Annotated in this window: 17 protein-coding genes; 8 read left to right on the forward strand and 9 right to left on the reverse strand. The window is 72.3% G+C overall.

The window, feature by feature from the left end:
* Position 1 precedes the first annotated feature (1 nt).
* On the forward strand, positions 2-922 hold the full coding sequence (locus tag AB0300_RS08435) for an ABC transporter substrate-binding protein (RefSeq protein ID WP_025104208.1): 921 nt from the start codon (positions 2-4) through the stop codon (positions 920-922).
* A 157-nt stretch (positions 923-1,079) separates the two neighbouring features.
* On the opposite strand, the gene AB0300_RS08440 is transcribed toward AB0300_RS08435, so the two are convergent.
* Positions 1,080-2,300: an AI-2E family transporter gene (locus AB0300_RS08440; RefSeq protein ID WP_366215833.1), complete on the reverse strand. Its 1,221-nt coding sequence runs from the start codon at positions 2,298-2,300 to the stop codon at positions 1,080-1,082.
* 62 nt (positions 2,301-2,362) lie between these two features.
* On the opposite strand from AB0300_RS08440, the gene AB0300_RS08445 reads away from it, so the two are divergent.
* A complete protein-coding gene (locus AB0300_RS08445) occupies positions 2,363-2,662 on the forward strand; it encodes a chorismate mutase (protein ID WP_025104206.1) in 300 nt (99 codons plus the stop codon).
* A 9-nt stretch (positions 2,663-2,671) separates the two neighbouring features.
* Here AB0300_RS08445 and AB0300_RS08450 read toward each other — a convergent pair whose 3' ends face one another.
* The 4 genes from AB0300_RS08450 to AB0300_RS08465 form a co-directional block, all read right to left on the reverse strand.
* The gene (locus tag AB0300_RS08450; RefSeq protein WP_366215834.1) at positions 2,672-4,378 is read right to left on the reverse strand and encodes a long-chain-fatty-acid--CoA ligase; all 1,707 of its coding nucleotides are present in this window, start codon (positions 4,376-4,378) and stop codon (positions 2,672-2,674) included.
* A gap of 67 nt (positions 4,379-4,445) precedes the next feature.
* A complete protein-coding gene (locus AB0300_RS08455; protein WP_025104204.1) occupies positions 4,446-4,988 on the reverse strand; it encodes a GNAT family N-acetyltransferase in 543 nt (180 codons plus the stop codon).
* Positions 4,988-5,581 (reverse strand): short chain dehydrogenase, encoded by a 594-nt coding sequence (locus AB0300_RS08460; RefSeq protein WP_025104203.1) that lies wholly within the window; start codon positions 5,579-5,581, stop codon positions 4,988-4,990. The genes AB0300_RS08455 and AB0300_RS08460 overlap by 1 nt, the downstream gene beginning before the upstream one ends.
* A 103-nt stretch (positions 5,582-5,684) precedes the next feature.
* Positions 5,685-6,782, reverse strand: coding sequence for an ROK family protein (locus AB0300_RS08465; protein ID WP_366215835.1), 1,098 nt, complete (start codon positions 6,780-6,782; stop codon positions 5,685-5,687).
* 122 nt (positions 6,783-6,904) lie between these two features.
* On the opposite strand from AB0300_RS08465, the gene AB0300_RS08470 reads away from it, so the two are divergent.
* Positions 6,905-8,068 carry an ROK family protein gene (locus AB0300_RS08470; protein WP_085604318.1) on the forward strand — a complete coding sequence of 388 codons (1,164 nt, stop codon included), beginning with the start codon at positions 6,905-6,907 and terminating at the stop codon, positions 8,066-8,068.
* A 176-nt stretch (positions 8,069-8,244) separates the two neighbouring features.
* Here the strand turns inward: AB0300_RS08470 and AB0300_RS08475 are convergent, their stop codons facing one another.
* Genes AB0300_RS08475 through AB0300_RS08485 form a run of 3 tightly spaced genes read right to left on the reverse strand, consistent with a single transcriptional unit; the run spans position 8,245 to position 11,421 of the window.
* Complete coding sequence (locus tag AB0300_RS08475; protein ID WP_025104200.1) at positions 8,245-9,171, reverse strand: carbohydrate ABC transporter permease; 927 nt, start codon at positions 9,169-9,171, stop codon at positions 8,245-8,247.
* 2 nt (positions 9,172-9,173) lie between these two features.
* Positions 9,174-10,145 carry a sugar ABC transporter permease gene (locus tag AB0300_RS08480; RefSeq protein ID WP_025104199.1) on the reverse strand — a complete coding sequence of 324 codons (972 nt, stop codon included), beginning with the start codon at positions 10,143-10,145 and terminating at the stop codon, positions 9,174-9,176.
* A 31-nt stretch (positions 10,146-10,176) separates the two neighbouring features.
* Positions 10,177-11,421 carry an extracellular solute-binding protein gene (locus AB0300_RS08485; protein WP_025104198.1) on the reverse strand — a complete coding sequence of 415 codons (1,245 nt, stop codon included), beginning with the start codon at positions 11,419-11,421 and terminating at the stop codon, positions 10,177-10,179.
* A gap of 282 nt (positions 11,422-11,703) precedes the next feature.
* On the opposite strand from AB0300_RS08485, the gene AB0300_RS08490 reads away from it, so the two are divergent.
* Genes AB0300_RS08490 through AB0300_RS08510 form a run of 5 tightly spaced genes read left to right on the forward strand, consistent with a single transcriptional unit; the run spans position 11,704 to position 16,264 of the window.
* Positions 11,704-12,603 (forward strand): SIS domain-containing protein, encoded by a 900-nt coding sequence (locus AB0300_RS08490; protein ID WP_085604321.1) that lies wholly within the window; start codon positions 11,704-11,706, stop codon positions 12,601-12,603.
* 25 nt (positions 12,604-12,628) lie between these two features.
* Positions 12,629-13,621, forward strand: a complete 993-nt coding sequence (locus tag AB0300_RS08495; RefSeq protein ID WP_303709599.1) for an ROK family protein — start codon at positions 12,629-12,631, stop codon at positions 13,619-13,621.
* Positions 13,618-14,562, forward strand: a complete 945-nt coding sequence (locus tag AB0300_RS08500; protein ID WP_085604327.1) for a 1-phosphofructokinase family hexose kinase — start codon at positions 13,618-13,620, stop codon at positions 14,560-14,562. Before AB0300_RS08495 ends, AB0300_RS08500 begins: the two co-directional genes overlap by 4 nt.
* Positions 14,559-15,491, forward strand: a complete 933-nt coding sequence (locus AB0300_RS08505; protein ID WP_366215836.1) for a class II fructose-bisphosphate aldolase — start codon at positions 14,559-14,561, stop codon at positions 15,489-15,491. The genes AB0300_RS08500 and AB0300_RS08505 overlap by 4 nt, the downstream gene beginning before the upstream one ends.
* Positions 15,488-16,264, forward strand: coding sequence for a DeoR/GlpR family DNA-binding transcription regulator (locus AB0300_RS08510; protein ID WP_303709603.1), 777 nt, complete (start codon positions 15,488-15,490; stop codon positions 16,262-16,264). The genes AB0300_RS08505 and AB0300_RS08510 overlap by 4 nt, the downstream gene beginning before the upstream one ends.
* A gap of 256 nt (positions 16,265-16,520) precedes the next feature.
* Here AB0300_RS08510 and AB0300_RS08515 read toward each other — a convergent pair whose 3' ends face one another.
* On the reverse strand, positions 16,521-18,965 hold the full coding sequence (locus AB0300_RS08515) for a CHAT domain-containing protein (protein ID WP_366215837.1): 2,445 nt from the start codon (positions 18,963-18,965) through the stop codon (positions 16,521-16,523).
* Between the last annotated feature and the right edge of the window lie 9 nt (positions 18,966-18,974).

Consider the following 18,974-nt stretch of genomic DNA (forward strand, 5'->3'; position numbering starts at 1 on the left):
CATGTTCACTGCACGAAAGTCCCGCCTCGCCCTTGCCGGCGGCGTCGCGCTCGCCGCCGCCCTCGCCCTCTCCGGCTGCGCCAACAGCAACCCGCTGGACGCGCCGACCGACGACGCCGGCGACGGTGGGGGCAGCGACACCATCGTCATCGGCTCGCAGGCCTACTACTCGAACGAGATCATCGCCGAGATCTACGCGCAGGCGCTCGAGGCCGCCGACTTCGACGTCGACCGTCAGTTCAGCATCGGCCAGCGCGACGCCTACATGCCGGACGTCGAGTCCGGGGCGATCGACCTGTTCCCCGAGTACACGGGCAACCTGCTCGAGTACCTGGACAAGGATGCGACCGCCACCAGCCCGGACGACGTCTACGCGGCCCTGAAGGACGCGCTCCCGGACGGCCTCACCGCGCTCGACTACGCCGAGGCCTCCGACCAGGACACCTACACGGTGCTCAAGAGCTTCGCCGAGGAGAACGACCTCACCTCGATCGCCGACCTCGCGGACGTCACCACCCCGGTCACGATCGGCGCGGCTCCGGAGTTCGAGCAGCGTCCGTACGGTCCCGCCGCGGCCAAGGAGGTCTACGGCGTCGACCTGGCGTTCTCGGCCACCGGTCCCACGACGCTGGAGTCGCTGCTTGCCGGCGAGATCCAGGTCGCGGACATCTACTCGGCCGACCCGGCCTTCCAGACCGAGGACATCGTGGCGCTGGAAGACCCGGAGAACATCATCCTGGCCTCGAACGTCGTCCCGATCGCGTCCAGCGACGTGGCCGACGAGATCGCCGACGTCATCAACGGCATCAGCGCCAAGCTGACCGCCGAGGAGCTCGTCGCCCTCAACGTGCAGAGCACGGTCGACCAGAAGTCGGCGGAGGACATCGCGAAGCAGTGGCTGACGGACAACGACCTCATCTGAGTCGTCTCCCCGCGAAGCGCCCGGCCCTCAGGGGTCGGGCGCTTCGTCGTTCTCGACCGCCGCGTGCACAGCTTCGGAGATCTCGCCCGACACGCCGCGGAGGACCCTGGGCTCACGGCGTGTCGCCTCGGATCTCCGAAGTTGTGCAGGGGTGGGGTCAGGTGCGGGAGTCCTGCTTCGGCACGACCACCTGCTTGACGATGATGAGGATCGAGGCGGTGACGGGCACGGCCACGAGGGCGCCGAGCAGACCGAGGAGCGTGCCGCCGGCGAGGGCGCCGATGACGACGAGCGAGCCCGGCACGGCCACCGCCTTGTTCATGACCCGGGGGGTGAGCACGTACGCCTCGATCTGCATGTAGACGAGGTAGATCGCGGCGAAGACCAGCGCGGCGATCGGGTTCGTGAACAGCGCGAGGATGGTGCCGATCATCCAGAACAGCACGGAGCCGACGAGCGGGATGAGTGTGACGCAGAAGGCGATCGCGGCCATGAGCGGCGGGAACGGCAGGCCGAGCACGGTGTAGAGGATGAGGGCGAGGGTCGCGTTGCAGAACGCGAGGACGACCATCCCCATCACGTAGCCGCCGACCGAATCGGTGATCTGCTGGGAGATGTCGCCGGCGCGGTCGCGGTCGCGGGCCGGGACGAGACGCAGCATCCCCTGGCGCATGGCCGGCAGGGTCGCGAGGAAGTACAGCGTCAGCACGAGCACCACGATCGCGCCCGAGATCCCGCTCGCGATGGACGCGCCCACCTGGAGCGCCCCGCCGCCGATCGTCGCGAGGTTGCCGAAGTCGGAGAGGAACTTCTGCACCTCCGACACGAGGTCCTGGAACTGGTCACCGAACTGGTTGTTGAGGGTGGCGTAGAGGTCGGACTTCGTGAAGTCCTGGATCATGCCGGGGACCGACTTCACGAACCCCGCGATCTGATCGACGACGATGGGCACGATCATCCAGAGGACGAGGGCCACGACGACGATGAGAGCGAGGATCGTCACCACGACGGAGAGCGCGCGGGAGATACCGCGGCGTTCGAGGAAGCGGACGGCCGGGTCGAGGCCGAGCGCGGCGAACAGGGCGAGCGCGATGTAGATGAGGACGGTGGAGAGGTTGTAGAGCGCGCTGCCGATCACGATCGCCCCGAGGCCTCCGAGGGTCACGAGGAACCCGAAGACGAACGGCCGATCGATCCGCGTCCAGAACGAGCGGCTGGGCGTGGTCGGCTCGATCACCACGGGGACGGACGGCTTCGCGGCGGCGTCGGGCGCCTCCACCGCAGCGCCGACCAGCGCGGCATCGACGGGGACGGCTTCCGGGGCGGGACCGCCCTGGCCGTCGTGCGGAGCGGAGGCCGGCGACTGGTCGTTGCTCATGAGCACACGATAGCGGTGCCCCTCGTCGGAGGCCGGGTGATCCGCGGCTCTAGAGTAGGGGCATGACTGCCGCTGAGGATCCGAAGGCCGAACTGCTCCGGCTGCGTGCGAGCATCGACAACATCGACGCGGCGCTGATCTTCCTGCTCGCGGAGCGGTTCCGCGCCACGCAGCAGGTGGGCCACCTCAAGGCCGAGCACGCGATGCCGCCGTCCGACCCGAACCGCGAGGAGCAGCAGGTCGCCCGGCTCCGCGCGCTCGCAGAGGACGCCCACCTCGACCCGGAGTTCGCGGAGAAGTGGTTCAACTTCGTCGTGGCCGAGGTCATCCGCCACCACACCGAGGCCGCGGAAGGGCGCTGAGCCCGCGCGTCAGGCCCCGCGCTCGGCGAGCAGCCGGTCGCGCACCTCGCGCCGCAGCACTTTGCCGATGAGCGACCGCGGGAGGTCGTCGACGGCGGTGATCCGGCGCGGCACCTTGTAGGCGGTCAGGTGGGTGCGGCAGAAGTCGCGGAGCCCGTCCATGTCCGCCGCCGCGCCCTCGCGGAGCACCACTGCCGCGGCGACCTCCTCGCCGCCACTCGCCCGAGGGAGCCCCACGACGGCGGCCGCGACGACGTCCGGGTGGGCTTCCAGCGCGCTTTCCACCTCACTGGGCGCGACGTTGAAGCCGCCGGTGATGATGAGCTCCTTCCGGCGGTCGACGATGGTGACGAACCCGTCGGGAGAGACCTCGGCGATGTCGCCGGTGCGGAGCCAGCCGTCCGGCAACAGGGTCTCGGCCGTCTCGCCGGGGCGCCCCCAGTATCCCTGGAAGACCTGCGGTCCGCGCAGCAGCAGCTCACCGGGCTCGCCTGTGGGCACGTCGACATCGGGGTCGTCGGGGTCGACGACACGGATCTCCGTGCTCGGGAACGGGACGCCGACGGTGCCGGGACGCCGCGTCGGACCCATCGGGTTGCCGAGCGCGACCGGGGAGGCCTCGGTCATCCCGTACCCCTCGACGAGCAGTCCCCCGGTGGCCTCCTCCCAGCGTCGCACCGTCGCCACGGGGAGGCTCATGGCCCCGGAGATCGCGAACCGCACCGTCGAGAGGTCCACTGTGCCGCGGCCGGCCGCGCGGGCCAGCTGGTCGTAGATGGGCGGGACGGCGGGGAGGAAGGTCGGCGGGCTCGTGCGGGCGGCGTCCATGACCAGGCTCACATCGAAGGCCGGGAACAGCACCACCTTCGCCCCGATGCTCAACGCGAACGTGAGGCACAGGGTGAGTCCGTAGGCGTGGAAGAGCGGAAGCACGGCGTAGAAAGTCTCCTCGCCGTCGCGGAGTCCGGGCACCCAGGCCCGCCCCTGCATCGCGTTGGCCCGCAGATTCGCGTGGGTGAGGATGGCGCCCTTGGGGACCCCGGTCGTCCCGCTCGTGTACTGCAGGACGGCGGTGTCGCCCAGTGACGGCCCGGGGGTGCGGCGGGGGAGCCGGCGGTGCGACACGAGCTTCTTCCACGGCGTCAGGTGCCGCGCGCGTGGCGTGCCGGTCAGCTTCGCCCGCGATGCCCGGGCCTTCGGGACGGGGAGTCGCAGCAGGAGGCGCTTCGACAGGGGCATCGCCCCCGTGAGGTCGACGCTCACGATGTGGCCGACCCGGAGGTCGTCGGGGAACCCCGCGACGGTGTCGGCGACCTTGTCCCACACGATCGCGACGCGGGCCCCGTGGTCCTCGAACTGGTGGCGCAGCTCCCGCGCGGTGTAGAGCGGGTTGTGCTCGACGACGATCGCGCCGAGGCGCAGAACCGCGTAGAACGCGACGACGTGCTGCGGGCAGTTCGGCAGCACCAGCGCCACCCGGTCGCCCTTCGTGACCCCGAGGTGGCGGAGTCCCTCCGCGGCGCGGTCAATCTGCTCGCCGAGCTCCCGGTAGGTGGTCACGGCACCGAAGAACTCGAGGGCGGGGCGGCGCGCATACCGCCGGACGCTGGCGGCCAGCATCTGCGGCAGGGTCTGCGTCGGCTCGTCGATGTCGGCCGGCACGCCCTCGGCATAGGAGCGGAGCCAGGGACGGGAAGACAGCGGCGCGTCGGTCATGCCCTCATCTTCCGACACGGACCTGTGCTCCGTCTCCCCCTTGCGCTCACCACCGCTCGGCGTGCAGTCACCCGTCCGCGAGGACGCTCATGACGATGGCGTCGACCCACTCGCCGTCCCAGCGCAGCGCCTCCCGACGCCGGCCCTCGACGACGAACCCGGCCTTCTCGTAGGCGCGCTGCGCCCGCGGGTTGAACGCGTACACCTCGAGCTCCACGCGATGCAGTCCCACGGTGTCGAAGGCGTGCCGGATGACCGCGCGCGTCGCCTCGGTCCCGTATCCGGCGCCGAACCACCGCGGGCCGGCGAGGGCGATGCGGAAACCGGCCGAGCCGTTGTCCTCGTCCAGGTCGCTGAGGACCACCTCGCCGATGTGCGCGCCGTCGTCGCGACGGAGGATCGCCCAATCCGCCCGGTCGTCCCGGTCGGCGAGCGACCGGAGCCAGGTCTCGACGCCCTCGCGGGTGAAGCGCGCGTGGGTGCCGGTCAGCCGCAGCACCTCGGGCTCCTGCAGGGCCGCCCAGGTGCCGTCGAGATGCTCCGGTCCGAGCGGCACGAGGTCCAGCCGCTCGGTGGTCAGGGTGGGGACGGGAGTGAGGGAGAGCGCCATCAGACGGGGAGCACCCGCCCCGAGACGATGCCCTCGACCGCGCGCACGTACGCTTGGCCGACCTCGTCGTCGGTGACAGGGCGGTGGCCGGGGAAGGTCGAGAAGTACCCGGGGGAGTTCGCCAGCACGTCGGGGGAGACCGCATTGATGCGGATCCCCCGCGGGGCCTCGGCCGCCGCCGTGATCACGAACGACTCCAGGGCGCCGTTGGCCATCGCCGCCGCCGCTCCCGTCGCGATCGGCTCCCGCGCGAGCACGCCGCTGGTGAGGGTGATGGAGCCGCCGTCGGTCACGTGGTCGAGGGCGACCCGCACGACGTCGAGCTGCGCGAGGGTCTTCCCGGTGAAGGCGGCGAGATAGTCGTCGCGGTCGAGATCGGTGAGCGGCTTGAAGGGCACGGAGCCCACGGCGACCACGACGGCGTCGACCGGGCCGACCCGCTCGAAGAGGCTGCGGATGGAGGCGGGGTCGGTCACGTCCACGTTCTGCTCGCCGGAGCGGGACGCCCGCACGACCTCGTGTCCCCGCACGTCGAGGGTGGCGGCGACCACCCCGCCGATGCTGCCGGTCGCGCCGATCACGAGTACCTTCATGCGGATTCCCTCCCAGGACGGATCGAGACGACGGACGGCCGCCTCGCGGGATCGAGTCTCCCATCCCTTCCGGGCGGGAGGGGACGGATGACGGGCGCGTCCGTCAGCGCGGGCTGAACTCGGCGGCCACCACGCGGGTCGCCGCGCCCAGCAGGACGGCGTCGTCGAGCGCGCTCGGCACCACGGTCGGTCCGAGGGAGGGGTGCGAGGCGGCACGGACCGCGGCGGCCGTCGCGTCCACGAACTCCGGGGAGACGATCCCGTCCGGACCGCTCAGGACGATCGTGGGCAGGTCGACGGCGGCGGCGATGACCGAGAGCGACGTACCGAGCCGGGCGCCGGCGGCGGTGAGCACCGTCGCGTGGTCTGCGCCCGGGGTCTCCAGGCGCCGGGCGATCGCGGGAGCCGCCGCCCACGCGTGGACGCAGCCGTCGCGGCCGCACAGGCACAGCTCACCGGGGTCGCCACCCGCACCGACGTGCGCGAGCTCGCGGGCGCCGATGGAGCGTTCCACCGGGGCGCCGTCGTCGCCGACGACGCGGATCGCGGTGCCGATGCGGGCGCCGATGCGGACGAGCAGGAAGTCGGTGCCGACGGAGCCGAACCGCTGCGCGGCGTCGGCCACGAGATCGGCGTCGTCGAACAGGTGGACGGGCGCGTCGAGGACGTCCGCGAGTCGAGGGCCGAGACCGAGCAGCGCGGAGGAGCCGGTGGGCACGCCGATGCCGATGCCGAGCGCGGGACCGTCGGCGAGGGCCCGCAGCTCGGCGACGAGACCGGCGATGGCGGCGGCGGCGTCCGGGGTGCGCGGCCGGCGGAGGCGGTGCGCGATGCGGCCGTCCGGCGAGGCCAGTGCGCCGACGATGTCGTCGGGTGCGGAGAGGTCGAGTGCGATGACCTGGACGGCACGCTGGTCGAACTCGAGCATCACGGCGGGCTTCCCCGGCCGGGACTCCTGGCTGGGTCCGCTCTCCCGGATCACACCGTCGGCGAGCAGGTCGCGCACGACCTCGGAGACGGTGGGGCGGGCGAGGCCGGTGAGCCGGGACAGATCGGCGCGACTCAGGGCGGACTGCTCCATGAGGGTGCGGAGGACGAGGGCGCGGTTCCGCTCCCGGATACCGCGGGCGTGACCGTTGCCCGGTGGCTGCGCGGCTCGTGCCCGATCCGCGGGGCGCTCTAGGATCTGGGGGTAGCGCACGATGCTCCTCCCGATCGACGCTCGGGCTGACTAAGTTCAATGAATAAACTAACGGACCGAGCGTACGGAGCGGTACGCGCGCTGTCAATCGACGGACCTCGGCCCCGAGAAGGAACCCGCAGATGTTCACCCACGACGACGCGCTGGACACCCAGGCGGCGGTTCGGCGAGCGAACCTGCGACGGGCGCTCCAGCTCGTCTTCCAGGCCTCCGGTTCGCAGACCCGCGCCGGCATCGCGCGGGCGACCGGCCTCACGGCGGCGACCGCGTCGTCCCTCGTCGCCGAGCTCATCGAGAACCGCTTGATCGCGGAGGGTGAGCAGGCGGTGAGCACGGGGGGCAAGCGCGCGACCACGCTCAGCATCGACGCGGAGCACCACCTGATCCTCGTGCTCGTCGTGCAGCCGACCAGCGCGTACCTGGCGCTCGTCGCCCTCGACGGCTCCGAGGTCGAACGACGCAGCATCTCCTACACGATGCAGACCCGGGACCGGGTCCTCGACGAGACGGTCGCGGAGGTCGTCGCCGCAACCGGGTCGCGGCTGCTCGCGGTCGGTGTGCAGGTCCCGGGGACGACGGACGGGCGCACCGTGCTGGAGAGCGTGCAACTGGAGTGGCACGAGGTGCCGCTGGCGGAGCGCTTCGAGAGCATCGCGGGCGTCCCGGTCCTCCTCGTCAACGACGTCGACGCCGAGGCCATCGCGGAGGCCGGGCTGGACGCCGCCCCCTCGGGCTACCGCCTGTTCATCCACAGCGGCGGGGGCATCGGCGCCGCGGTCACCCTCGACGGGGAGCTCGCGCCCGGACCCCGCGACCGTGCCGGGGAGATCGGGCACGTGCAGGTGGTGTTCGGCGATGCCGCCCGCCCGTGCCGCTGCGGGCGGCGCGGCTGCCTGGAGTCGGCGGCCGCGATGGGACCGATGCTCGGCGAGGAGTTCTCGGACGCCCTGGACGCGTCGGCGGTCCGTGCCCTCGTCGCCCGGGCGGATCAGACGCTGATCGACGACGGGGCGCGGGCGCTGGCCCGCGCCATCAAGCTCATCGGGGCGCTGCTCGATCCGATCGAGGTGGTCATCGGCGGCCCCGCGACGGAGCTCGGCCCCCGGTTCCTGGAGCGGGTGCGGGCCGAGAGCGGCTACCCCGCGCGCGGCACCGCTGACATCCCGATCCGGTACGCCGACCCGCGCGTGGCCCCCTCCGCCGGCCCCGCGCAGGCCGCCCTCACCGCCGTCCTCGGCGTGCGATGGAGCCCCGAGCAGCTCCGCGCCGGCGGCCCCCGCCCCTGATCCCGCCCCCGACCCGCCCCTGACCACTCCCGTCGGATGTTCCGGCGGCACGATCCGGGTACGGGCGCACGACCGGATCCGCCCGGAACCCCTGCCCGCGCGCCGCGGTCGTGCAGGGGCGCCGGACGGGAACCCGGGGGGTGGACGGGAACCCGGGGGACGGGAACCGGGACGGGCTACTTCACGCTGCCGGCGGTGAGGCCGCCGACGAGACGCTTCTCGATGAGCATGAAGAGGATGATGACGGGCAGGATCGCGACGATCGAGACGCCGAACACGTACTGCCAGCTCGTCTCGTACTGACCGACGAACTTCGTGAGCGCGACCGACAGCGGCTGGTTCTTGTCCGTCGACAGGATCACCAGCGAGGCGGCGAACTCGTTCCAGCAGGCCACGAACGTGAACACGATCGCGGTGACGATGCCCGGCCAGACGAGCGGGAGGTTGATCCGGAACAGGACCGTCAGGCGCCCGGCGCCGTCGATCTGCGCCGCCTCGTCGACCTCCTTGGGGATGCCGGCGAAGAACGAGTGCATGATCCACACGGCGAACGACAGGTTGAAGGCCGCGTTGATGAAGATCATCGCGGTCCAGGTGTCGCCGAGGCCGAGGACGGTGAACTGCCGGAACAGGCCCGACGTGAGCACCGCCGGCTGCAGCATCTGCGTCACGATCACGAGGAACAGGAACACCATGCGGCCGGGGAACCGGAACCGGGCCGTGTAGTACGCCGCCGGGAGCGACACGAGCAGCACCAGGAGCGTCGCGAACACGGAGATGACGATGGTCGAGACGAGGTTGTACGGCAGCGGCGTCTCGGGCGTCGACCACATCGTGAGGTAGTTCTCCCAGTGCCACTCCACCGGGAGGTAGGTCGGGTCGACCGAGCGGATCTGCGCCTTCGTCTTCACCGATCCGAAGAACATGATGAGGTACGGCAGCACGAAGATGGCGAGCACGAGGAACCCGGCGGCGGTGCGCAGAATCACCCGGGGCAGCGTCACCTGATCCGCGGTGTAGCGGCGCCGGCGGCCGGGGATCGGCGGGGTGCGTCGTCCGCGGGAGTCGGCGGTGGTCACGAGGGCGGTCTCGGTCACGGTCATGATCAGACCTCCTTCATGGGCTTGACGATCTTGACGTAGGCCGCGACGATCGCGATCACGATGAGGAAGGCCACGACCGACAGGGCGCTCGCGACGTCGACCTTCTTCTGCAGCTCGATGTACTTGAAGATCAGCGTCATGATCGTGTCGGCGCCGTAGCCCGGGATCGACCCGGTCATCACCTTGAGGATCGGCAGCGAGTTGAAGACGTTGATGATGTTGATGAGGATCGCCACGGCGAGGGCGCTCCGCAGCTGCGGCAGGACGATCGACCAGTAGGTGCGGGCCGCTCCGGCGCCGTCCATCTTGGCGGCCTCGATCGCATCGGCGGGGACGGACTGCAGCCCCGCGAGGATCGTGTAGGTCGTGAAGGGCAGCGACACGAACACCGCGATGACGATGGACCAGGCGAACGCCGTCGTCGGGTTCTTCGTCCAGCCGTAGCCCACCGCGTCGTCGGAGAGCCCGATGTCGTAGAGGAACTTGTTGAAGACCCCGAAGTACGGCTCGAGGCTGTAGTAGAAGACCATCGTGGTCATCACCACGGACGCGGCCCACGGCACGATGACCGCCATCCGCACGAGCTGGCGACCCGGGAACGCCTTGTTGAGGATCTGCGCGAGTCCGAGCGAGATGACGACCGTGAACAGCACGACCGACACGACCCACACGATCGTGCGGACGAAGATCGGCCAGAACTCCGGGAACGTGAAGACGGTCACGAAGTTGTCGAAGCCGACCGAGCCCTTGTCCAGGCCCGACAGCGAGATGTCGCGGGTGGAGTTGAAGAACATGACGCCGGCGGGGAACAGCACCACGCCGATGATGAGCACCAGCGCGGGGGCGATCCACGGCAGCGCCTGCAGGAGGTCCCGCCCGCCGGGGCGACCGCGCACGGCCGTCCCGGCGTCCGGGGTGCGGGGGCGGCCGGTGGCCGCCCCCGCGAGGTTCGAGGATTCTGTCGTCTGGCTCATGGGGGATTCCCGAACCTCTCCGTTCCGCGGGTCAGCCCGCGTCCACCTGGTCCTGGATCTGCTTCAGCACATCGGCGGCCGGCTGATCCTGGATCTGTCCGAACAGCGACTTGAAGGCGCCGTCCGCGGCCGACCACTTCGGGTTGGTCGACGGGTAGAACTGCGCGTCGGGCAGCACGTCGAGGAACGGCTTGAGGGCCTCCTCGCCGGACAGCTCCTCGGCGCCGGACTTCGTGACGGGGAGGAAGCCCTCCGCCTGCACCCACGGCACGTAGACCTCGGGCGAGTAGAAGTAGTCGAGGAACTTCGTGATCGCCTCCTGCTTGTCGCCGTCGTTCTCGAACGCCATGAGCTGGTCCATGACGCCGAGGGTGAACGGCGAGCCGTCCTCGGTCGGGATCGGGACGATCGAGTAGTCGAGGTCCGGGTTGTTGTCGGCGATCTGGCCGACCGTCGGCGGCAGGCCGACCTGCATGCCGATCTTGCCCTGGATGAAGATGTCCATCAGCGGGGAGCGCTGCGTGGAGCCGGGGTCGGCCTGGGTCGCCCCGGCGTCGATCATCTTCTTGATCTGCTCGGCGCCGACGAGGTTCTCCGGGGTGTCGATGGTGATCTCCGACGCGTCGCCGAAGGATCCACCGCCGCCCCAGAGCCAGACGGCGGCCTCGGCCTGCGCCTCCTCCGAGCCGAGCGGCATGCCGTAGCCCGCGACACCGCCGCCGAGCCCGGACACCTTGGTCGCCGCGTCGAGCAGGGAGTCCCAGTCGGTCGGCGCCTCGACGCCCGCCTGGGACAGGAGGTCGTTGTTGACGAACAGGGCACGCGCGGAGGCGATCATCGGCAGGGCGTAGGCGGTGCCGTCGACCTCGGCGTTGGCGAGGAAGGAGTCCTGGAAGTCGGAGTAGACGTCGTCCGACACGACCTCCTCGACCGGGTAGAGCAGCTCGTCCTCGACGAAGCCCGCGAAGGGGCCGCCGTTGTAGATGTCGGGCGCCTCGCCGGCCTGGACCTTCGTGGAGATGACCTTCTCGAGGTTGTCCCACGACTGCACCTCGAGGTTGACGGTGATGTCGGGGTTGTCCTTCGTGAAACCGTCGATGACGTCTTCCCAGAGACCCTTCGTGGCGTCGGAGTAGCTGGGGACGAGCAGGTCGAGCGTGCTGGCGTCGTCGCCGCCGCCGCTGTCTCCTCCCGATCCACCGAAACCGCAGGATGCGAGCGACAGCGTGGCGACGGCCGCGACCGCTGCGGCCCCGTATCGCCGTGACTTGTTCATGGGCATTGCATTCCTCACTGTGGGTGCTGCTCCAGCGGGCGGGATCCGCTCTCCGGAGAGGGGGGTGGTGCACAGTCGCAGAACACTCCACGCGACGGTGCGTGTTGATCACGCCGCCGAGGTGGTCGCGATCGTCCGAGCGGGGGCTCGGGGGAACTCGTCCCGATTATTTGTCAGGCAAACAAACAAATCAAGATGTTGCTCTCTTGGGACGAAATACTATGATCGGATCACGCCCGAAACAATCACAAGTACGCAACAACTCGTCCGAAAGGCCTCCTCATGACCGATTCGCTGCCCGGCGCGCACATGCGCGAAGAGCTCCGCTCCCAGCCGCAGATGTGGGCCACCGCCGCCGAGCTCACCGCCGAGCAGGCCCTCCTGCCGACCCGCGGGGCACGGGTCGCGGTCGTCGGCTGCGGCACCTCGTGGTTCATGGCCCAGTCGTACGCCGCGCTGCGCGAATCGTCCGGCCATGGCGAGACCGATGCCTTCGCGGCGTCCGAGGCCTTCATCGACCGCGGCTACGACGCGGTCGTCGCCCTCACCCGCTCCGGCACCACGACCGAGGTGCTGGAACTCGTCGACCGCATCAAGGCGCGCACCCGCACGATCGGCGTGATCGGCGACCCCGACTCCCCGCTCGTCTCGCTCGTCGACGACGCGGTGCTGCTGCCGTTCGCCGACGAGCAGTCGGTCGTGCAGACGCGCTTCGCCACGACCGCGCTTGCCCTCTTCCGCGCGTCGCTGGGCGAAGACCTCTCCGGAGCCATCGCCGACGCCACCGCCGTGCTCGCCGAGGAGGGCGACGACACCGAGCTGCGCGACGCCGAGCAGTACACGTTCCTCGGGCGGGGCTGGACGATCGGCCTGGCCCACGAGGCCGCCCTGAAGCTGCGCGAGTCCTCGCAGTCGTGGACCGAGGCGTACCCGTCGATGGACTACCGTCACGGTCCGATCGCCATCGCCGCGCCGGGCCGGGTGACGTGGCAGTTCGGAGAGGCACCGGAAGGCCTGGCCGCGGAGGTGCGCGCCACGGGCGCCCGTTTCGAGCACCGGGCTATCGACCCGCTCGCCGACCTCGTGCGCCTGCACCGGACGGCCCTCGACCGTGCCGTGGCCCGCGGGCTCGACCCCGACCAGCCGCGCAACCTCACGCGATCCGTCATCCTGGATGCATGACGCCAGCGATCCCCGGAGCCGAGCGATGACCCCGAACGACGCCGCGGACGCGATCCCCGACGTCGCGAGGGACGAGGCCGGCGAGAAGCTCGCCGCGGTGCGCACGCTCGGCGCCGGGTCGCCCGTCCTGGCCTTCGACGTCGGCGGGACGGACATCAAGTCGGCGCTGTTCGATGCGGACGGGCGGGCGCTCGGCCTCCGTCGCACGCCCACCCCCACGGCCGCCGGCGACCGCACCCCCGCGCTGCTCGACCGACTGCAGGTGCTCGCCGCGCAGCTCCGCGACGAGCATCCCGACGTGACGCCGCGCGCCGCCGGGCTCGTGGTGCCGGGGATCGTCGACGCGGCCGCCGGGGTCGGCGTGTTCGCGAGCAACATGGGCTGGCGGGACGCGCCGCTGCGCGCGCTCGCCGCGGAACGTCTCGGCCTTCCCGTCGCGTTCGACCACGACGTGCGCGCCGCGAGCTGGGCCGAGCACGAGCTGGGCGGCGCGCGGGCCTACGACGACGCGGTGATCCTCGTGATCGGCACCGGCATCGCCGGCGCCCTGCTCGTCGGCGGCCGCCCCTACACGGCCGGGGGCTACGCCGGCGAGATCGGGCACTCCCCGATCGCCGACGGACCGGTGTGCCCGTGCGGTGCCCGTGGCTGTCTGGAGGCCGTCGCCTCGGCGGGCGCCATCGCGCGCCGCTACCGGGAGGCCACGGGGACGACCCCGGACGGCGCCAAGGACGTCATCGCCCGAGCGGCCGCCGGGGATCGGGTCGCCGCCGACATCTGGGACTCGGCTCTGGACGCGCTCACCCTGTCGCTCGCGCAGCTGACCGCCGTGGTCGCCCCCGAGGCCGTGGTGATCGGCGGCGGACTGTCGCGGGCGGGCGGCGCGCTCTTCGACGAGCTGCGCACCCGCCTCGCCGCCCGCCTCAGCTTCCACCGCCTCCCCGCGCTCGTCCCCGCCGAGCTGTCCGGCAACGCGGGCCTGATCGGCGCCGCCCTCCGTGCCAGGGAGCTCGCATGATCCTCACCGTCACCCCGAACCCCGCGCTCGACCTCACCTGGCAGGTCGATCGGCTCGTGGCCGGCGGGACCCACCGCGCCGAGACCGGGGCGTCCCGCGCCGGCGGCAAGGGCCTCAACGTCGCCAGGGTCGCACACGCCGAGGGGGCCTCCGTCCTCGCGCTGACCACGGCCGGCGGTCCGGTCGGCGCGGAGTTCGCCGCGGAGCTCACGGCCAGCGGGGTGCCCCATGTGCTCGTGCCCGTCGCGGCCGACACGCGTCGCAGCATCGCCCTCGTCGACGAGGCCGCGGGCGACACCACGATCGTCAACGAGCGAGGGGTGAACCCGACCGATGCCGAGTGGGGCGGGCTCCTCGCGGAGGTCGTCGACCGGCTTCCCGGCGCCGCGGTCCTCGTCGTCTCCGGGAGCCTTCCGCCCGGGGCGCCGGAGTCGCTCGTGCCGATGCTCGTCGCGGTGGGTGCGGACGCCCGCGTCCCGGTGATCGTCGACACCTCCGGCCCGGCCCTCCTGCGCGCCGCCGACGCCGGGGCGACCGTGCTCAAGCCCAACGCCGCGGAGCTCGCCGAGGCCACCGGGATCGCCGACCCCGTCGAGGGCGCGCGCTCGCTGCTGGCCCGCGGTGCCGAGCTCGTGCTCCTGTCGCTCGGTGCCGACGGCATGCTCGCGGTCACCGCGACCGATCTCCTGCACGCCCGACTCGACGAGCCGCTCTCCGGCAACCCGACCGGCGCCGGAGACGCCGCGGTCGCGGCCTGCGCCGTGCTCACCGCGGAGGGCGAGCGCGACCCCGAGGTCATCCTCCGTCGCGCGACCGCGTGGTCGGCAGCCGCCGTCCTCATGCCGCTCGCCGGCGACATCTCCCCCCGCTGGCGCGCGCTCGAGGAGCAGCTTCGCGTCTCCCGCCCCGACCCCGCCTCCTTCCGGAAGGACCCTTCGTGACCCTCGTCTCCGCTCGGGAACTCGTCTCCGCGGCTGCCACCGCCGGCACCGGCATCGGCGCGTTCAACGTCATCCACCTGGAGACCGCAGAGGGCCTCGTGCGGGCCTCCGCGCTCGCCCAGCTCCCCGTGATCCTGCAGATCTCGCAGAACTGCGCCGACTACCACGGCGGTCTGGAGCCGATCGCCCTCGCGACGCTCGCCGCGGCACGACGCGCGGAGACCCCAGTGGCGGTGCACCTCGACCATGCGGAGCGACCGGAGCTCGTCGATGAGGCCGTGGCCCTCGGCTTCGGCTCGGTCATGTTCGACGGCGGCGCGCTGCCCTACGACGAGAACGTGGCGCTCACCGCCGAGGTCGCCGCCCGGGCCCGCGCGGCGGGGGTGTACGTGGAGGGCGAGCTCGGCGAGGTGGGCGGGAAGGACGGCGCCCACGCCCCCGGGGTGCGCACCGATCCGGACGAGGCGCGGGCGTTCGTGGCCGCGACCGGCGTGGACGCGCTCGCCGTGGCCGTCGGGTCGTCGCACGCCATGACCGACCGCACGGCCTCCCTCGACCTCGACCTCATCGCCCGCCTGCGTGCGGCTCTGCGCGGGGCCGCCGCGGACGGGACCGACGTGCCCCTCGTGCTGCACGGCTCGTCCGGGGTGGCCGACGCCGTGATCGCCGATGCCGTGCGCGCCGGGATGACCAAGGTCAACGTCTCCACCCACCTCAACGGCTTCTTCACACGGGCGGTCCGCGAGGTGCTCGCCGCCGACGAGCGTCTCGTCGACTCCCGCAAGTACCTCGCTCCCGCCCGCGCCGCCCTTGCGGACGAGGCCGCCCGGATGCTGCGACTGTTCGCCCTGCCGCCGTCGGAGAATCCCGCTCCGGTCGCAGAGGTTCCCGGCACGGCTGCGACCTCGACGCGAAACGACGACCGGTGAAGCGCGCGGCCCGACTGCACGCGATCCTCGACCTCCTCGCGGCGGACGGGGAGGTGACGGTGGAGGAGCTGGTGGAGCGGTTCGGGGCCTCCCCGGCCACCACCCGCCGCGACCTCGACTCCCTCGCCGAGCAGCGGCTGCTCACCCGCACGCACGGCGGTGCCGTGGCCCAGACCGTCGCCTACGAACTGCCGCTCCGTTACAAGAGCCATCTCCGCACGCACGAGAAGGAGAGCATCGCGCAGACCGCGGCGGCGCTCGTCACCCCCGGCATGGTGGTCGGCCTCTCCGGCGGCACGACGACCACCGCCATCGCGGCCGCGCTCGCCGCCCGCGAGGACCTGGCGGCGGAGGGCGGGATCACGGTGGTCACCAATGCCGTGAACATCGCCGCCCAGCTCGCGACCCGGCCGGAGATGAAGGTGGTCGTCACGGGCGGGGTCATCCACTCGCGCACCTACGAGCTCGTCGGCCCGTTCGTCGAGCAGCTGCTCCGTGGCGTCCGGCTGGACCTCGCGTTCATCGGCGTGAACGGGATGGACGCGGCAGCCGGGGCGACCACGCAGGACGAGCGCGAGGCGGCGGTGAACCGGATGATGGCGGAGCGCGCGCGGCGGGCCGTCGTCGTGACCGACGGCAGCAAGCTCGGGGCCGAGGCCTTCTCCACCGTCGGCGGGGCGGAGCTCTTCGCCACGGTCATCACGGATCGAGGGGCCGACGGGGCCGCCGTCGACGCGCTGCGCGCTGCGGGCTACACGGTCCTGCTCGCCTGAGGCCTCCGGCCGCACGCGGACGCCCCGAGGGCCTCGGCGTCCCCAGATCGCCGAGGCCCTGCGGGAGCATCGCGGCTGCATACCGCGACGCTCCCGGAGCAGATGGTGTCCGTCTCGTCTTCCCGCTCCCCAGCGGCGTTTCCCCAGAACCGACGGCGCCTCCCTCGTGCCTCTCCCTTCGAGGCCTTTCGCTCGACACCTTCCGAAGAACAGGAGAAGGCGGGTGCGATTCTGATACCTCGATCCGGGAAAAAAGTCAGAATCCGTTGCCGTGACACTGGAACGGGGCGGAAACCCCCGTCGTGAGCGCGGCGCTCGCCAGGGCGTCGGCGGGGGACGCGCCGCCGGCGAGGCCCTCGTGGACCGCGGTCAGGAGCTCGCACGCGTCGTCGTCCGGCACCGTGACGGGAGCCGCGATCACCGCCTCCGCGCCCGCGTGCAACCACACGCGCGTCATGCCCAGGGCCTCCTCGCCCCAGCGCACGGAGGACCGACCCAGCTCGCACGCCGAGAGGATCACGGTCCGCGGCACCCGGGCGATGAGGTCGACGTCGTAGCCGAAGAGCACGCCGTCGGCGAGTTCGAACCCGGAGAACAGCGGATTGTCGACCGCGTGACGCCCGTGCGCGGCGATGTGGAGCACGTCGACGGAGGCCGCCAGCGCGGTGACGGCGCTCACGGTCGCGGTGGTGTCCTGCAGCGTCCGGGTCGTTCCCCGTCCCGCCCACGACTCCGCCGCGCGCTGGACCTCTTCCGCCGCCCGCGGCACGCGCGGTCCCGCCGCGAACCCGACGCTCGGGACTGAGGAAGCAGAGGCCTCCCCGTCGAGCCAGCGCGAGACCGAGGTCGCGAGGGTGAACGGCACGCCGTGCATGCCGGGGAGCATGGCCCACGGCACCCCGCCGAGGATTCCGGGAACGGTGATCACGAACCGCGCGGCGCCCGCGGCGGCCCGGCGCATCGGCCCGAGCAGCTCGTCGTCGAGGACAGCGAGGCGCGCCGTCAGAGCGCGCGCGGTCACCGGCCCCATCGCGCCGTCCCGGGTGAGAGCGGCCATGTCGAGGTCGGCGCGCAGGCCGTCGAGAGCGGCCCGCACTCGCGGCCAGGACAGGTCGACGAGGGTCGCGCCGTCCGGCTGCACCACGACCCCGTGCAGTCCGGTGCCGGTGAACACGTAGGCGAGCGCCGCGGTATTGGCGGAGAGGAGCGCGGTGGTCTCCGCCAGTGTTCGGCGCTCCCTCGTCGCCCCGGAGCCGGTGGCCGACCACTGCCGCTCGCGCACCCGGTCGCGGAGCGCGCGGACGGTGGGGTCGGTCGTCCAGTCCGCCCCCGCGAGGTCGGCACGCAGCATCCGGAGCTCGGCGAGGTCGGCGGCGAGGGCGTCATCGTGCGGGGGGCGGACCGGGGCGACCTGCTGACTGAGGTGCCGGGCGCGCTCGGACCACTCGAAGAGCGTCGCCGGGTCGCGACGGCGGACGGCAGCGGCGAGTCCCGTGAACACGAGGTCGCTGGCATGCATGGCGACGGACGCCTGCAGGTCGAGGGCGCCGAACGAGCGCTGCCATGCCGACAGCAGGTCGAGTCCTGTGGCGGCGGCGCGCAGCGCGTCCCCGTCGCGACCGCGCCCGGCGGCGCGGGCGGCGCGGACCTCCTGCGCGCGGAGTCGGAGCGGCGTCGGGGCCGAAGCGGGGATGCGGGGGAGGCGGCCGGTGCCGTCGCGGCGGGCGCTCAACCGCAGGGCCGTGGCCTCGGTGCGGAAGCCGCTCCGGTCGAGCTCCTGCGCCACCTGCTCCCACGCGGCGGCGTCGAGCGGGCGATCGGGCCGGATCCGCTGTCGGGCTTCCAGCTCCACCGCCGCGGCGCGGGCCGCCCAGCCGCTGCTGCCGAGGGCGGTGAAGCGGCGGGCGGCCGTCCTCGCCGCCCGCGCCGCGGCTCGCGGATCGTGGCGGACGAGCGAGCGGGCGAGGTGGAACTCCGCCTCCCCACGGGTCTGGCGCATCCGCTGGGCACCGAACTGCACGGCCACGCGGGCGAGCAGCGCCTCCGCCTCGGTTGTCAGCCCGGCGTCGCGGAGCACCTCGGCGCGGTCGAGGTCGCTGATGGCGGTGGCGAGGGCGCTGGTGGCGGCGAACGTCGGCCGGGATTCGGCCATCAGGCGCAGCGCCGACACGAGGTCGCCGCCGAGGAGTGCGGCATAGCCGAGGTTGTGCGTGGCCTCGGCGAGCGAGTCCCGTTCGTCGTGCGCCTCGTAGATCGAGATCGCACGGCGGAGATCGGCCATGCAGGTGTCCAGCTGATGGCGCTGCATCCGCACCACCGCCCGGTTCATCAGGCAGTTGGCGAGGGCGGGGGTCTCGGTCCCGGTCGCGGCCAGGGCGTCGATCGCGGTGGTCAGGCTCGCCTCGGCCTCCTCCATCCTGCCCCCGTGCATAAGGAGGGCGCCGAGCTGCCCGCCGAGGAGGGCGACCGTCTCGGCCTGCAGCCCGGACCTGGCCAGCGCCTCCCGGCACAGCGCCTCCGCCGCCGCGGGCTCGCCGGTCTGCGCGAGCACGTAGGCGGCCGTCCCGTCGATGCGGGCGCGGAGGTCGGCGTCGTCGGTGCGGGCGGCGGCCTTCTCCAGTTCCCGCCTGGCGCGGGTGAACTGCCGGGCGTTGGCCGCCTCGACGCCGCGTCGGTGCAGCGCGCTCGCGGACAGGGGCATCCGTCCAGG

Source organism: Microbacterium sp. NPDC078814 (assembly GCF_040702645.1).
Lineage (GTDB): Bacteria > Actinomycetota > Actinomycetes > Actinomycetales > Microbacteriaceae > Microbacterium.